17 protein-coding genes are annotated in these 15,036 nt (G+C 39.5%); 8 read left to right on the plus strand and 9 right to left on the minus strand.

Annotation, left to right across the window (positions count from 1 at the left end; genetic code table 11):
- Window positions 1-600: tetratricopeptide repeat protein (locus AC5JL8_RS21350; protein ID WP_495881693.1), on the plus strand; the 600-nt coding region annotated here is incomplete at its 5' end.
- 29 nt (window positions 601-629) lie between these two features.
- On the opposite strand, the gene AC5JL8_RS21355 is transcribed toward AC5JL8_RS21350, so the two are convergent.
- The 3 genes from AC5JL8_RS21355 to AC5JL8_RS21365 all read right to left on the minus strand — a co-directional run bounded on the left by AC5JL8_RS21355 (window position 630) and on the right by AC5JL8_RS21365 (window position 2,138).
- Window positions 630-986, minus strand: coding sequence for a DUF433 domain-containing protein (locus tag AC5JL8_RS21355; RefSeq protein ID WP_495881694.1), 357 nt, complete (start codon window positions 984-986; stop codon window positions 630-632).
- Window positions 987-1,121: 135 nt separating this feature from the next.
- A complete protein-coding gene (locus AC5JL8_RS21360; protein ID WP_495881695.1) occupies window positions 1,122-1,292 on the minus strand; it encodes a hypothetical protein in 171 nt (56 codons plus the stop codon).
- Between the two features lie 225 nt (window positions 1,293-1,517).
- Complete coding sequence (locus tag AC5JL8_RS21365) at window positions 1,518-2,138, minus strand: Uma2 family endonuclease (RefSeq protein ID WP_495881696.1); 621 nt, start codon at window positions 2,136-2,138, stop codon at window positions 1,518-1,520.
- A gap of 318 nt (window positions 2,139-2,456) precedes the next feature.
- On the opposite strand from AC5JL8_RS21365, the gene AC5JL8_RS21370 reads away from it, so the two are divergent.
- From AC5JL8_RS21370 to AC5JL8_RS21380, 3 genes are all read left to right on the plus strand, one after another.
- Entirely contained in the window at window positions 2,457-2,735 is a 279-nt protein-coding gene (locus AC5JL8_RS21370) for a hypothetical protein (RefSeq protein WP_495881697.1), read from the plus strand.
- 116 nt (window positions 2,736-2,851) lie between these two features.
- Window positions 2,852-3,226 carry a hypothetical protein gene (locus tag AC5JL8_RS21375; protein ID WP_495881698.1) on the plus strand — a complete coding sequence of 125 codons (375 nt, stop codon included), beginning with the start codon at window positions 2,852-2,854 and terminating at the stop codon, window positions 3,224-3,226.
- 474 nt (window positions 3,227-3,700) lie between these two features.
- Window positions 3,701-6,295: a polynucleotide kinase-phosphatase gene (locus AC5JL8_RS21380; RefSeq protein WP_495881699.1), complete on the plus strand. Its 2,595-nt coding sequence runs from the start codon at window positions 3,701-3,703 to the stop codon at window positions 6,293-6,295.
- 212 nt (window positions 6,296-6,507) lie between these two features.
- Here the strand turns inward: AC5JL8_RS21380 and AC5JL8_RS21385 are convergent, their stop codons facing one another.
- From AC5JL8_RS21385 to AC5JL8_RS21395, 3 genes are all read right to left on the minus strand, one after another.
- Complete coding sequence (locus AC5JL8_RS21385) at window positions 6,508-6,906, minus strand: YidH family protein (protein WP_495881700.1); 399 nt, start codon at window positions 6,904-6,906, stop codon at window positions 6,508-6,510.
- Window positions 6,907-7,298: 392 nt separating this feature from the next.
- Window positions 7,299-7,922 carry a hypothetical protein gene (locus AC5JL8_RS21390; protein ID WP_495881701.1) on the minus strand — a complete coding sequence of 208 codons (624 nt, stop codon included), beginning with the start codon at window positions 7,920-7,922 and terminating at the stop codon, window positions 7,299-7,301.
- Window positions 7,923-8,028: 106 nt separating this feature from the next.
- Window positions 8,029-8,781 (minus strand): cadmium resistance transporter, encoded by a 753-nt coding sequence (locus tag AC5JL8_RS21395; RefSeq protein ID WP_495881766.1) that lies wholly within the window; start codon window positions 8,779-8,781, stop codon window positions 8,029-8,031.
- Between the two features lie 395 nt (window positions 8,782-9,176).
- Here AC5JL8_RS21395 and AC5JL8_RS21400 point away from each other — a divergent pair, with 395 nt between their 5' ends.
- Window positions 9,177-10,112, plus strand: a complete 936-nt coding sequence (locus tag AC5JL8_RS21400) for a LysR family transcriptional regulator (protein WP_495881702.1) — start codon at window positions 9,177-9,179, stop codon at window positions 10,110-10,112.
- 11 nt (window positions 10,113-10,123) lie between these two features.
- On the opposite strand, the gene AC5JL8_RS21405 is transcribed toward AC5JL8_RS21400, so the two are convergent.
- Window positions 10,124-10,795, minus strand: coding sequence for a cadmium resistance transporter (locus AC5JL8_RS21405; protein WP_495881703.1), 672 nt, complete (start codon window positions 10,793-10,795; stop codon window positions 10,124-10,126).
- A 501-nt stretch (window positions 10,796-11,296) separates the two neighbouring features.
- On the opposite strand from AC5JL8_RS21405, the gene AC5JL8_RS21410 reads away from it, so the two are divergent.
- The gene (locus tag AC5JL8_RS21410) at window positions 11,297-11,971 is read left to right on the plus strand and encodes a cadmium resistance transporter (RefSeq protein ID WP_495881704.1); all 675 of its coding nucleotides are present in this window, start codon (window positions 11,297-11,299) and stop codon (window positions 11,969-11,971) included.
- Between the two features lie 20 nt (window positions 11,972-11,991).
- Here the strand turns inward: AC5JL8_RS21410 and AC5JL8_RS21415 are convergent, their stop codons facing one another.
- Window positions 11,992-12,783, minus strand: a complete 792-nt coding sequence (locus AC5JL8_RS21415; protein ID WP_495881705.1) for a sulfite exporter TauE/SafE family protein — start codon at window positions 12,781-12,783, stop codon at window positions 11,992-11,994.
- Between the two features lie 491 nt (window positions 12,784-13,274).
- On the opposite strand from AC5JL8_RS21415, the gene AC5JL8_RS21420 reads away from it, so the two are divergent.
- Both AC5JL8_RS21420 and AC5JL8_RS21425 read left to right on the plus strand, forming a co-directional pair.
- Window positions 13,275-13,439, plus strand: coding sequence for a hypothetical protein (locus tag AC5JL8_RS21420; protein ID WP_495881706.1), 165 nt, complete (start codon window positions 13,275-13,277; stop codon window positions 13,437-13,439).
- Between the two features lie 172 nt (window positions 13,440-13,611).
- The gene (locus AC5JL8_RS21425) at window positions 13,612-14,040 is read left to right on the plus strand and encodes a DUF7980 family protein (RefSeq protein WP_495881707.1); all 429 of its coding nucleotides are present in this window, start codon (window positions 13,612-13,614) and stop codon (window positions 14,038-14,040) included.
- A 56-nt stretch (window positions 14,041-14,096) separates the two neighbouring features.
- Here the strand turns inward: AC5JL8_RS21425 and AC5JL8_RS21430 are convergent, their stop codons facing one another.
- The gene (locus AC5JL8_RS21430) at window positions 14,097-14,903 is read right to left on the minus strand and encodes a prohibitin family protein (protein ID WP_495881708.1); all 807 of its coding nucleotides are present in this window, start codon (window positions 14,901-14,903) and stop codon (window positions 14,097-14,099) included.
- Between the last annotated feature and the right edge of the window lie 133 nt (window positions 14,904-15,036).

Below are 15,036 nucleotides of genomic sequence, written 5' to 3' on the forward strand. Positions count from 1 at the left end.
ACAGCATTGTCCCTGAGGCAACGGCTGCTGGGAGAAGACCATCCCGATGTCGCCACCAGTTACAACAACCTGGCTGGACTCTACTATTACCAAGGACGGTACGCGGAAGCTGAACCACTGTATCAAACAGCATTGTCCCTGAGGCAACGGCTGCTGGGAGAAGACCATCCCGATGTCGCCAGCAGTTACAACAACCTGGCTGGACTCTACGAATCCCAAGGCAGGTACGCGGAAGCTGAACCACTGTATCAAACAGCATTGTCACTGAGGCAACGGCTGCTGGGAGAAGACCATCCCGATGTCGCCAGCAGTTACAACGACCTGGCAGTACTCTATCGTTCCCAAGGACGGTACGCGGAAGCAGAACCACTGTATCAAACAGCATTGTCACTCAGGCAACGGCTGCTGGGAGAAGACCATCCCGATGTCGCCAGCAGTTACAACAACCTGGCAGTACTCTACTATTCCCAAGAACGGTACGCGGAAGCTGAACCACTGTATCAAACAGCTTTGGAAATTGCTGAACGCAGTTTAGGGGTAAATCATCCCAACACAATTACTTTCCGTGAAAATCTGCAATTATTGCGCGAGCGTGGTTAGAAGCCAAAGATTAGCCATCGATCGCATTTTTACTCATCTTCATTATTTTGTAACGCGCTCGCAGAATCAATTTCTGAGCGATGATGTTCGTAATAATCCCAAGCGTTGTTGAGGTCTTGAAGGTTTAAACTCGGAAAATTACGCAGTAGTTCTGTATTATCTGCACCTTGTTGGCGAAAAGAAACTAATGTCCAAACAGGAATACGCGTGTTGCGAATTCGAGCATGACCTCCACAAATACCTGGTGTTTTTTGAATACTATGACCTTGAAGGCGACTTTCTATAAGTTCTCTTTCTTCAGAGGTTGTTTGAAAAGTTTTTAGCTGTGATTTTAGACACTTATTGATCCCCCCTACCCCCCTTTTTAAGGGGGGAAATACAATCAAAGTCCCCCTTTTTAAAGGGGGATTTAGGGGGATCTAAAACGTTTTGCTACCAACGACAGGGCTTTTAAAACATCCTCTCAGTGGAAAGTGATTCCATAACTTGAACAAGCGAATCGACTAATCGCTTATTCATAACTATATTAGTTTCTGTTTTAGTTGATGAAAAACCGTTTCCCCCTCAATAACTTCCCCACGTTCTGAAGCCTCAACCCCAATCATGATTTCTCGTCGCAATTCCTCAAATCTACCTTGATAAATAGATTTCCTTTCTTCCAGCAGTAATCGTAAGGGCACAACATTGTTCATTGGTGTCAACTTAAGCTTAGATGCATACAGCGTAAGTCTTTAAGGTTCTCTCTCTTAGCACCATAGACTTTTGATCCCCCCTAACCCCCCTTTAAAAGGGGGGAATTAGAATCTTAGCCCCCTTTTAAAGGGGGTTGGGGGATCAAATATCTAGATCAACAAAGCCTTTCACGTTAAGTTGACACTCATGAACATTGTTGTGCCCCTACTACCTGTGTACGTAATTCAATGCAGAAAGCTTTGAAAAATTTGTTCGGCATTCAAATTTAATTCTGGGAAACTTTGTGAGATGAGGACATCACTGTTTCGGAACTGACGGACTTGGTATTCTCCCTCAACTAATGAGTAAATCGAGATAGTGGGTTGCTTAGGATTGCCGATAAACCGTCTACCACCTAAAGCAGCGTAATCTATAATCCAGTATTCGGGGATGCCTATTGCCTCATAATCAGCAGCTTTTTTTAAATAATCATCTCTCCAATTGGTACTAACAACTTCAACTACTAAGGGAATTGATTCTGCAAGGCTGACAGTTGATTCTTTTTTCCACAGAGGCTCATTTACTAAATTAGGTTGATTTAATATCAGCACATCTGGTGAATAAGCTGATTCACCCTCCAATGGTTTAACAAATGCTGTTTTGGGAATAAAATAAGGAAGTTTTAAACGTTTATATTCTGCAACTATTTCTCCAACTAAAAATCCAATAACCTGTTCATGGTCGCCAGTTGGTGGGGGCATCTCTACAATTACTCCATCATGCAATTCATAGCGTTGTGGCGAATTTTCTGGATACCAAGCGATAAAATCATCAAATGTTACTAGCGATCGTTTGGCTTGAATCATAAATTATTTTTTATATCGCTTTAATATTGATTGCTAGGTACAGAGCATATCTCAAACATATCTGTTTTACCCATTAAGGTGCAAGCACTCGCCGATGAGCATCAACCTATAAGCATTAAATCAGTAGGGGCACGGCACCGAAAGACTTTGACTGGGACAGATATAGCAATCCGATTTGATTTCTGAATCACTCGTAGAGGTAAGGGACTGGGGATTGGGGACTGGGGACTGGGAAGAAGGAATAAAGGTGTACTGAATTTTGTTCAAAAATCAAATATGAGTCCTATAGATTATGGATGTTCCCTACAGTGTATTGTTATGCCTGACAATGCCATTGCATCGAGTAACAATGCCATTGCATCGCGTAACAATGCGATTGTATCGAGTAACAATGCGATTGTATCGAGTAACAATGTGATTGTATCGAGTGACAATGCGATTGCATCGAGTAACAATGCCATTGCATCGGGAAACAATGCGATTGTATCGAGTGACAATGCCATTGCATCGCGTAACAATGCCATTGCATCGGGAAACAATGCAATTGTATCGAGTGACAATGCCATTGCATCGCGTAACAATGCGATTTTCGTGTAGATGCGATACACAATAGGGCACAGCATTGCTGTGCCCCTACGATGGATTTTTGACTTACTGATAATTTTTTAGTGCTGATGGGTACATTAAATATGTAATTTACCACTGATGCTTCTATGCCAGCCCAAGATAAAACACGCCGTTTACCCCCTCAAGCTATTAGTCAAGATATAACGTCATGGCACGGTTTGCAAACTGTCAGCACCTACGACACAACCCGTGCTGATGCTTCTGTTGCCAAGTTACAGCAAACTTATCAAGCAATGTTGGCGCAGAAACAAGCGGAAACAGAGAAATTCACTTTATACCGTGCGGCGGCGGATGCGGCGCGATTAGCAGAATGGGAATTTCACAATGCTGTATTAGCGATGAAAGAGGTTATCCGTGGGCAATATGGATCGGATAGCGATCAAGCCCAAGCGGTAGGATTGAAGAAAAAATCAGAACGCAAGCGTCCTAACCGTAAAAAATCAGTTGCGATCGCAATTTAATTAACAGTTATCAGTTTTGTAGGGTGGAATGGCACTTACTTAACGTGAGTTCGACAAACCTCTCCCTCCCAGCTTCCCTCTCCTACAAGGCCTACGGTGTACACACAAGTCTTTGAGAGTTGCCCACAGGCTTTTGATCCCCCCAACCCCCCTTAAAAAGGGGGGCTAAAACCCCTCAAAGTCCTCCAATTTATCGGAGGATAATGACGGATCTACAATGATTTCGGTTTCGTACAGAGATGTGTGTACACCGTAGCCCTGTGGGGGAGAGGAATGGAAGCGGGGTTTTTTAGATCTGTCGAACTTACGTTTACGCTGTTTAGATTCCCGATTTTTTGAAGAAATCAGGAATCTAAATTCAGCTTAGTGTTATTAATTAGAACTTACACATTCTCAAAAAGTTGATTATGTGTATTAATTTACTAATCAATACATATAATTTCTTCTTTATATAGTGTATAAGTCCTAAAATATATGAAAATTACTATCCCCGAACTTTCTCTAGTTGTCCTTATCGGTGCTTCTGGTTCCGGTAAATCAACCTTTGCTCGCCAGCATTTTCAGCCCTTTGAAGTGCTTTCCTCAGACTTTTGCCGGGGGTTGGTTTCTAATAACGAAAATAATCAATCTGCTACTAAGGATGCTTTTGAAATATTGCACTTCATTACTGCCAAACGGTTAGCAGCAGGTAAACTGACGGTAATTGATGCTACTAGTGTGCAGATGGAAGACCGCAAACCATTACTGCAAATGGCAAAACAATATCACTGTTTTGCGATCGCCATTGTTCTCGACCTACCAGAAGAATTATGTCACGAACGCAACCAACAAAGGAGCGATCGCAATTTTGGCCCTCATGTAGTGCGTCGTCATAGTCAAATGTTGCGGCGTTCTCTGCGGGGTTTAGAAAAAGAAGGATTCCGCTTTGTCTACACTCTCAAATCTCTAGAAGAAATTGCATCCGTTGAAATCGAACGTCAACCCCTCTGGAACAACCTCAAACACGAACACGGCCCCTTTGATATCATCGGTGATATTCATGGCTGTGGCGATGAACTCGAAGCATTATTGCAACAGTTAGGGTATGTAAAGGATGAGGGAGAATTTGCTTTATCATCTGCCCCTGCTCTAATTTGGGATGCTCCCACTTACTACCACCCCCAAGGACGCAAAGCTGTTTTCTTAGGTGATTTAGTAGACCGAGGCCCCCGCATCATAGATACACTCAAGCTAGTGCGAAACATGGTTACAGCAGGTACGGCTCTCTGCGTTCCTGGTAATCATGAACACAAGTTATTGCGGAAACTACGCGGCAAAAATGTCAGAGTTAATCATGGTTTAGAGCAAACCATGAATGAAATTGAGGCGTTATCTGATGAAGTGCGCCAACCTTTCACCAAAGAACTGCAAACATTTCTTGATTCTTTAGTCAGCCACTACCTCCTTGATGATGGGCGGTTGGTGGTGGCGCACGCAGGAATGAAACAAGAAATGCAAGGACGGGGTTCTGGTGCGGTGCGCGAGTTCGCCCTGTATGGTGAAAGTACAGGTGAAATTGATGAGTTTGGCTTACCTGTGCGTTACAATTGGGCGGGAGAGTACCGGGGTGAAGCGTTGGTGGTTTACGGTCATACTCCTGTGCCAGAAGCGGAATGGCTGAATAATACTATTGATATTGATACAGGTTGCGTGTTTGGTGGCAAATTAACTGCTCTGCGTTATCCAGAAAAGGAACTAGTAAGTGTACCCGCTGCTCGTATCTACTGCGAACCTGTAAAACCATTAATAGAAAACACCTTTACACGTACATCTCAGCAAGAACTCGATGATGTTTTGCACATTGAGGACGTATTAGGTAGGCGCATCGTCAAAACTCGACTTCAGCCTAACATTAACATTCGAGAAGAAAATGCGATCGCAGCCCTAGAAGTCATGAGCCGTTTTGCTGCTAATCCCAAATGGCTGATTTACTTACCCCCCACGATGTCCCCTGTGGAAACATCGCCAATAGCGGGTTTTTTGGAACATCCAACACAAGCTTTTGCTTACTACCAAAACCAAGAAATTACGCAGGTAGTATGCGAAGAAAAACACATGGGTTCGCGGGCAGTGGTGATTGTGTGCCGGGATTTAGCAGCCGCCGAGAAAAGATTTGGTGTGGTAAATGAAGGTATTGGTATTTGCTACACCCGCACCGGACGGAGATTTTTTGATGATCCAGCATTAGAAGCGGAACTGTTGACACGGGTGAATGCTGCCCTTACGCAAAGCAACTTTTGGGAAACATTAAATACCGATTGGGTGTGTTTAGATTGTGAATTGATGCCTTGGTCAGCGAAGGCTCAAGGATTGTTGCGATCGCAGTATGCACCTGTTGGAGTAGCTTCGCGCCTTGCTCTCAATGATGCCGTATCTTTATTACAACAAGCAAGCGATCGTGGGGTGGAGGTCAGCAGCCAACTCAGTCACTATCAACAACGGGCAGAAATGGCGCATCATTACGTTGCCGCTTACCGTCGCTACTGCTGGTCAGTTACAGATATTTCTCAACTGAAACTAGCTCCCTTTCACATTTTAGCAACTGAGGGATCTGTCCATATTGACAAAGACCATCGCTGGCATATGAAGCAAATCGCCACAATCTGCCAGTCAGACCCCGCCTTACTCCTAGCTACAGCCTACAAGGTAATAGATTTGACAGACCCTAGCAGTCAGGCAGAGGGCGTTCATTGGTGGGAAGAACTTACCAAAGCTGGGGGTGAAGGCATGGTTGTCAAGCCGATGCAATTCATCGTCCAAGGTAATCGCGGCTTAGTGCAGCCTGCAATTAAGTGTCGCGGACAAGAATATCTGCGAATTATCTATGGCCCGGAATACTCAAGTCCTGAGAATCTGCAACGTCTGCGGCAGAGGGGATTATCCCTCAAACGTTCTCTAGCTATGCGCGAGTTTGCTTTAGGCGTTGAGGCATTGGAGCGATTTGTCGCCAATGATCCTCTGCGCCGCGTGCATGAATGTGTTTTCGGCATTTTGGCATTAGAGAGCGAACCCATCGATCCACGGCTTTAGTGGTATGTAGGTGACCGCATTTCTCAGATTGGAAGAATTCTAACTTTAGCTACTATTATTCGGGAGAAATCTTCTCTCGACCCATTGGGTTTGTATTGGCAGCCAGGATAGCTGCCTACTCCGATTCATTGAGCCGATACGCGAAAACCACATTTACAGAAGGGTCAAATGTATTACATTTAGCAACATCAGAATACTTTTCCTACATTTGGTTACTCTAATATAAAACTATTTAAGTATTCTAGAGGAACCGTGAATACATAGTATAGTACTCCCCCACCGAGGAGAACCACAGCTAGACTTGCAAGAAGTATCCAACGGTCTGGTGGTTGATAAGTATCCTCGTCAATATCTCGGCGAACAGCGAAATAATGCTGAGTTGAAAGTAATACTGTTAACACGCCGACCAGCGCAAATGCTAAACCTAATTTCCAACCATTACCAGGAGGTTGTGGTGCTACTGGAGGCCGGATGATCCGCAACCGCACAATCAAAACACCAAAACCCATGAGCGCAATACCAGTCCGCATCCATGCTAAATAAGTACGTTCATTCGCTAAATGATCCCGAACTCGGTCTGACCTATACTTCTTTTTTTCCAAATTATTCACTTCTAATTTTCCTGCTTATATTTTCATACAGATTGATATGTTAAGTAGCTATTCAAAATTTTTATTATTTAGTTATTTTCATATGAAAAAGCTCTAATTTTTTTTAGTTTTTTTAAATACAAATTTATCTGCATATATCTTTGCCCATTTTTTTCTGTCGTTTATAATAATATAAATTTCAAAGCAAAAAGCCAGAAAAGTTCTGACTTTTAGTTTATATTCAAAATTCGTGCTTAATCTACCTAGAGGACTAAATATTTGATTTTTGAAATACACGTAAGGGAGTAAGTAGTGTGTAGTGTTGGCATTGCCCACTTTACAATTAAACTTAAGGTATACGGTATTTTTTTCAAAATCAAACCGAATTCCTATATTCAATTAATGACAGTTAGCTAATCATCAATTTTTGCAGTGGTAATTCCAGCATCGAGCGCAGCTTGCGAATTCTCTGGAATAAACCAGTTAGCTTCACCAGATTGAAAAACCTTCGCAGGTGGAAGATTGAATTCCATTCCTCCAGTTTGTGGGTTAGTTGTTGCAACTAACCGAGTTCCATGAACAATCTTAAAAGCTTTAGCAGGTGTGGCTGCTTGTTCTGCTGTAGCCGCTTCTCCAGGAAGGTAAACTCCTTGACAGTCCCACTCGTCATCAGTTTCTGCACCACTGGGTAGCAGATACAATTCATTGTCATAGGTTGAAGTAGATTTTTTCGGTTTTTGACCGTAGACTAGCAGTGTTTTATCTGTTTCATTGCGACAAATTCCCACAGAATCTTCACTATTTTCCAAAATATACTTTTGAAATTTCAAATTAGAAATTTTTTGTTCGATCTCTGATGTAGCTCCTTGGGTTTGTTTATCCTGTAAAGCAGATTTTAAGGATTTTGTAACTTCTATATAGTCTGGATCACTAGCATATTTTTTTCCAGCCCAAGATGGTTGAGCAATCATCAAGTTTGCCAGCAGTAAAAAGCAAACAAGCGTAATTTTGACAAGAGCATTTTTGAACATTTTCATGTATTTCTCCTGAAATAGCAGATTTTTTACAAATCTAATTACCTAATTAAGGTATTATTTGAACATTTTTTATCTATGTGTTGATGCAGTTTGCCACCATGAAAGCTCATTTTTGTTTCACTATGGATAAAACTTCAGTTTCAGGCGATCTCAAAGAAAATCCATAAATTACTTTCCAATAATTTTTGCTTAAAGTTAACAGGTAAGCGCCAAGACTTACACAGGTAATAACAAGTAAAGCAAGAGTTTCTAAAGTGCGGCTTTCTATTAAAATGGAAACACCCAATCCCATTAAAATAAAGGGAACTAAAGAATTACCGTAGCGAGTAATTGCAGAGGCGATCGCACTTACTTGAGTTAAGTAATAGGCGGTATAACACCACACACCTACTAAGACGAAGAACACTATCAAAATTACAAGTAAGCTGTCCCAGGTATGGGTGGCAAATATTGGCATATAGATACTGATATTGTCACCGCCATTGGCGATTGTAATTGCTGCTACACCGTAGGTTTGAGGCGAAAGAAAATTACTCCACCAAGCTTGTGATGATTCAAGGGTGTTTACATCTTCTGTATCGTTAGTCTCTTGATTTCGTAAACGGTTGATACCAATAATGATTGGAACGATACCGAGCAACCCAATCCAAGATTCTGGTAGGATGAACTTGCCAAAAAAGCTGGGCAAGCTTGCAATTACTAACGCACTAAAACCCAGATACTGACCGATAACGATGTGACGACGGCGAAAGCAAGCATTTATCTGTGAAAAAAACAGCGACAGCACGGCAATATCATCAAGATTGGTAGCAGTAAAAGCGGTGAGCCCTGTAGGAATAGCAGTCAGTAATCCACTCATGGGTGCGTCGTCTCTCATTAATGGTACGTGACTCTCAACCATCTGTATCAGTGACATGAAGGCTGCGAGTGTTGAAAATTTGTAATTCGTAATTCGTAATTTGTAATTTCAGAAAATCATTAGTGTGGTCAGCACTTTTGATAAAGGCATAGTTTTACTCTATGGCGACCCATCAATAAGAGCAAGCAGTCTTTTTTGTCAAATTCATAGACTGAAGTTATGGTTTTGCAGATATGACTGTAATCACGTAATTAAGAACATTTATAGTTAACTACAGTTTACCGCCTAATTTACCGTATAATACTTTCAAGGTGCTCAAAATCGCTGTGGTGCAATTTATTTATGGGGATTGTGGGGATTGTTAATTTTGAATTTTGAATTCGGAGCGAAGCGACGTGACGCTTGAACAGTTGCGAATTTTTTTAGCCGTGGCGGAAATGTTGCACTTTACCCGTGCAGCTGAAGCACTTTATATCACTCAACCAGCAGTCAGTGCTGCTATCCAAAGCTTAGAGACAGAATATGGTGTCAGGTTATTCCATCGCATTGGTCGTCATATTGAAATCACAGATGCTGGTAAATTATTACAGGGTGAGGCGCAAAAAATTCTCGATCATGTAGAGTTGACAGAACGTGGCTTGAAAGAATTAAATAATTTGCAACGAGGGGAGTTGAAGATAGGTGCAAGCCTCACAGTTGGTAACTATTGGCTACCGGAAAAAATTAGCCAGTTTAAGCAGTTATATCCTGGCATTTTTATAAATTGTAAGTTGGGAAATGCGGAAGAAATTTGTGAAGGAACTGCTGTGGGTATGTATGATTTAGGTTTGGTAACCGGGGAGATTAAACCATCATTACAGCAATCTTTAGAGAAAGACGAAGTAGGGAGCGATCGCCTGCAAATTGTTGTGGGTAAATCTCACCCTTGGTTCCAGCGTACCGAGATTTATCTAGATGAATTATCCAGCACAAGTTGGGTAATGCGTGAGTCTGGTTCTGGCGCACAGCAGATGTTTGAACAAGCCTTACAAAGTTGGGGAATTGAACCGAGAAACCTAGATGTTGTATTTAACTTAAACACTAGCGAAATGGTGAAAGCAGTTGTCGAAAGTGGTGTTGGTGCAGCCGCTATTCCAGAATCTATGGTAAAAAAAGAATTGCAATTAGGTACATTAAACGCCGTGCGAATTATCGATCCGCAACAAAAATCTACGAAAAAGTTAGAAATTATTCAGCCTGTTTGGAAGCTAAAGCACCGTCAACGTTTTCATACAAGGGTGATGATGGCTTTTGAAGATATCCTTATGCAAAATAAAATGCAAGTTGCTTAATTTATCAACTATCAATTTTTCAATAAAATCACTAAACACACACAACTAGCTGCTAGTTTCATCAAGCCTAAAGCTTCAGTATTTAAAATAATTACTCCACCTAATATTATTAAGACAACAGGAAAAATATAACTGCCGTATTGAATTAAAGTATCTGCAATTTTTATTTGATCAGTCAATTTATAAGCTAAATAACACCAAAGTGCTATTAATATAAAAAATATTCCAATAATAATTATAAAATTTAACAAGTTGCTACTCCCAAATAATGGCACATAGACGCTAACATTATCACTTCCATTAGCGATAGTAATAGCTGCAACGCTGTAAGTCTGTGCATTAAAAAGACTTGTAGTGTTTATATCTTGATATTCTGCTGTTATAACTACAGCCTCTTGAGTTTCATCTTCCTCTTGATTAATCAAACTACTGATTCCCATCGCCATTGGGATTAATCCCAACAGTCCAATCCAGTTGGGTGGTATGATTAATCCACTAAACAACCCAGGAAGACTAGCAATAATTAACACTGTAAAGCCTAAATATTGCCCAACCACAATATGCCGACACTTAAAGTTAGAACTTACTTGAGAAAACAACAGTAATAAAATAACGATATCATCAATATTAGTGGCAACGAAGGCTGAGATCCCCACTAAGAGTGTAGTAATTAAGTCACCCATGTCATTTTCTCCTGATTTGTTCGCTAAATTTTTATTAGTTAATCATTATTTTTTATCATCCCACGTGAATAACATGACCACAACTATTACAAAGAGAGTTATTGCTTTTACCGCCACCAATATTAATGAAATTATTATATTAATATTTTTTCCAGCTAAATACTCAATTTATTCACCTAAACAATTACGAATAATATTTAATGCCAATAAAGTAGTTTAGTTATTTAATTACTTTTATTTATCGTTTTAAAAAGAAAGAATATTTGCTTTTATCAAGTAGAAAGAAATAATATTGATTTCAGACAAAGCCAAGTATCTGACTGAGAAAACAATCACAAAAAATCATCAGTTTATTTGATAGCGATCGCTTCTAAAGTTTCCCAAAATCATTTGTCTGTTAATACTAAGCATAAACACTCAAATAATCTCCTAATGCCCTTTCACTTTAAAAAGTAGAGAGGGGCTAGGGAGAACAGAATTAAATCTTTGCGAGCAACAAACATGAGTTGGTTAATTGGTACTCTCATTATTGGGATTTCTACTGCTATTGCAACTACCTTTGATGACAACTTATACTTAACGGCTTTCTTCGGTAAAGTCAATCGCACTTTTCGTCCCCAGCATATTATTCTCGGTGAATTTATGGGATTCACTGTGCTAGTACTAGCTAGCCTACCCGGTTTCTTTGGTGGTTTGATTATTCCACATACCTGGATTGGATTGCTGGGTTTTTTGCCAGTCGCCATTGGTATTAATCATCTTCTAAATCGAGAAAATGGAGAAGAAGCAGTACAAGCTGTGTCAGTTAACTTAAACTCTCTTGCGAAACCGCAGCATCATAAAAAATCCCTATTAGCAACTCTGCGCGACCCTCAAACCTACCGTGTCTCTGCTGTTACCATTGCCAATGGTGGAAATAATATTGGGATTTATGTCCCGTTGTTTGCTAGTAGTAATCTTCCAAGTTTGGGTGTAATTTTGTGTGTTTGCTATTCAACGCTTGGACTATGGTGTTTTCTCTCTTATAACTTGACTCGTAATCCTCTCATGGCTCCCGTTCTAGCTCGCTATGGTCAAAAAATCTTTCCTTTTATATTAATCTCTTTAGGATTTTCAATCCTCATGAAAAGTGAAACGTATCTATTATTACCTAGCATTGCCATGTTTTCTAATTAGAGAAATATGATGCTTTGTATCTAATAAACTAACTTTAAGCTCACTATCATCAATATAAAGTAAATCATAAATCGCAGTGGTTTTTGCGGCGCAATTTGACAGATTTTTGCCCCTAGTAATACTCCTGGTACTGAGCCAAGCCATATCGGTAATACTAAACTCCAATCAACTGTTCCTAAAGTGAGGTGCCCTAGAGCAGTAAATACTAAGAGAATTGCGGCTTGGGAAATATCTGTACCAACTAATTTTCGTGCATCCAAGCGGAAAAATGTAATCAGCACCAAAGCAAACATGGAGCCAGAAGCGACACTTGTTAAACCTACAATACAGCCTAAAAATGCTCCTACACTTACCGTTTGCAAGCGCCCTAGTTGAGTAGTTAAATCAAATTTTGGGAGTTCAGGTAATTGTAACTGTGGAAAGAAGTTGAATAGCAGCATTTGCACCAATGCCAAAACTGTGACTAACAAAATCGTCACACCTAGCAAATGTAGCATGATGTTATTCAGGTTATGCTCGGCCTTGAGTTTAATCAAGTGCAGTATTCCTACCCCGAACAAAGAACCGGGAACACTTCCCCACGCCAAGCATTTCACTACTTCGACATTGAGGGTTTGTTGCCGCCAGTGCTTAATGCTACCAACGATTTTCATTAACGTCGCCGCAACGACATCAGAACTTACTGCTACCGCAGGTGGTACTTGAAAAACAAAAATCAACATTGGGGTGATGAGAGAAGCACCACCAATTCCTGTCAGGCCAACAACAATACCAACTAGAAAGCTGAAGAGAGGCAATAATAAAAAATCCATACTCCTGTCCTTAATCGGGGTTTTGTGAATGTAAGTTTGTTTAGCTGAAACTAAAAGACTGGTTGTAACGCTGTTGTGTAGAACGTTTCATGTAACTGCAAGTTTTGAATGACTGCTGGTAAAATTCCATAAAATACTAAAGCTTGACCGAATTACCGTATTTTAAATTCAAAAATAGTAAAAGTCTAGATTCTTATGAAGTTATCTAAAATACTTACATTAATTTACACAAACACTTAAGCTATGTTTGTTGACAAACCGAGTTTCGCATATATTCACACTTCAGTATTAGTGTTGCAAAAAACTACACAAAATCTAGTTAAATAGCGTATTTGATATGACAGAGTTAGAAAAAGCTAACGAAGAAAATTAACCAACAGCATCTTCGCCAAAGCCGCGTTCGCCTATTGGGTTTGTACAAAAGTTGTTATTTACCTACTGGCGTTCTTTATTACTGCTGTTCGTGGGGATATATTTACCACTGCAAATTTTTGGACTGTGTTACCTATTCTGGGTGCGATCGCACTGATTTTATTAGTACAACGTCGCTGGCGATCGCTTGGGCAATTTGCGTGAGTTTGATTATTCTACGATTATCACAATCAACAAATATTACCAGTCAAAAGTCAGCAAGTGAAACGAAGTTACTTCCTTAAGAACACAGCTAATTAATAATAAATGGGGTTTTTAAGTTCCTATTTTAAGTCGCTATTAATACAAATATATTAAGCATTTATACTAAGAATTAGAATTTAATTTGGGTTTGGCTCTGGACTTTTTCACTTTTTTGGTTTAAAGTACGGTTAATCGATAGAACTACTGTAGAAAATGAATGAGATCAAAAAGAGTGATCAAGAATTGTTATCACAAACCCCAGATAATTTACCTAAAACCTTATTGCAAAAGCTTAGAGGTGGATTTTTCTTAGTCATTGGATATTTATTATCACCATTATGCTGGTGGAATGACTTGGTATTCAATTTACCAATTGCCTATTTTTTCGGCTCTATTTGTAGCCTTTTGGCTCCTAAATTATTTATGCCTTGTGTCATCATCGGTTACTGGCTATCTAATATAATTGGTATTTTGTTGATGCAAGCAGGTGCAATTGATGTTTTCCAAAAACACCCCCAAGAACGCAACTTAAAAAAAGAATTATTTACAGGCTTAGTTTCTTCAAGTGTGTATACTTTTTTTATTTTACTATTAATCCAATTTAAAATTATCGATACTCCTAATTTTTGGTCTGGTATTTAACAAACAAATTCCGCCTTATATAGCAAATTGGAAATTTTGTTGTACATCTAATTAAATTAATTACTTGATTTTAAAAGTTCATTTATATTTAAAACTTTAGGAGTATCTTTAGTCATAATTAAAGGTAACTTACCATCCCATTTTTCTATTGCCTGCCTTTCTAATATCTCATTAGTCAAATTTTCATGTAGTAATCTGTTTATTTCTGCTTCTCCCTTAGCTAAATTGACCTTAGCTTCTGCTTGTTTTGCTGCTTTTAGTGCGATAAAATCTGCTCGCTTTGCATCTTGTTCTGCAATTTGTTTTGCCTCTACTGCTTCGCCAAATTTATCTGAAAAATTGACATGAACTAGCGAGATATCATCAACCGCAATATGGTAATCATGCAATCTCGCCGTTAATGTATTATCAACTCCAGATTTTACTTCTCCTCGTTTGGTAACTATTTCTTCTGCTGTATACCTCGCCACAACTGCTTTTAAGACTTCTTCTACTGCGGGATTAATAATTTTCTCAACTACGTCTTTCTCGTCACCAATATTTTGAAACATTACATTGGTTTCTTCAGGTATAATATGCCAGTTTAATGCTACATCTGTAAAAATATCCTGTAAATCTTTAGAAGAGGCTTCAGCCGATATTTCTTGTTTTTGAACTTTTACATTAATTTTCTTTACTGTGTTTACGATAGGGATGATGAAGTGTATTCCCTCTTCTAAAATTGTTTCTTGTACTCTACCAAACTGCATTAATACGCCACGTTCTCCAGCATTAATTATCACACAAGGTGTCAGCAAAATTGTGATTAAAAATAGAATTGCAGTTATTTTTCCAGCATTATTTGTAAGTTTAATTTTTTTCATATTAACCAAGATAATTGTTATTACATTGTGGAAATTTATAAATAAACATTTACAATACTACGTTAAAGCGATGGAAATAATCAAGTTTATAAATATTGTATATGAGTATGTCATATTTTTATCGGTGGGCATG

The organism is Mojavia sp. (genome assembly GCF_059505145.1).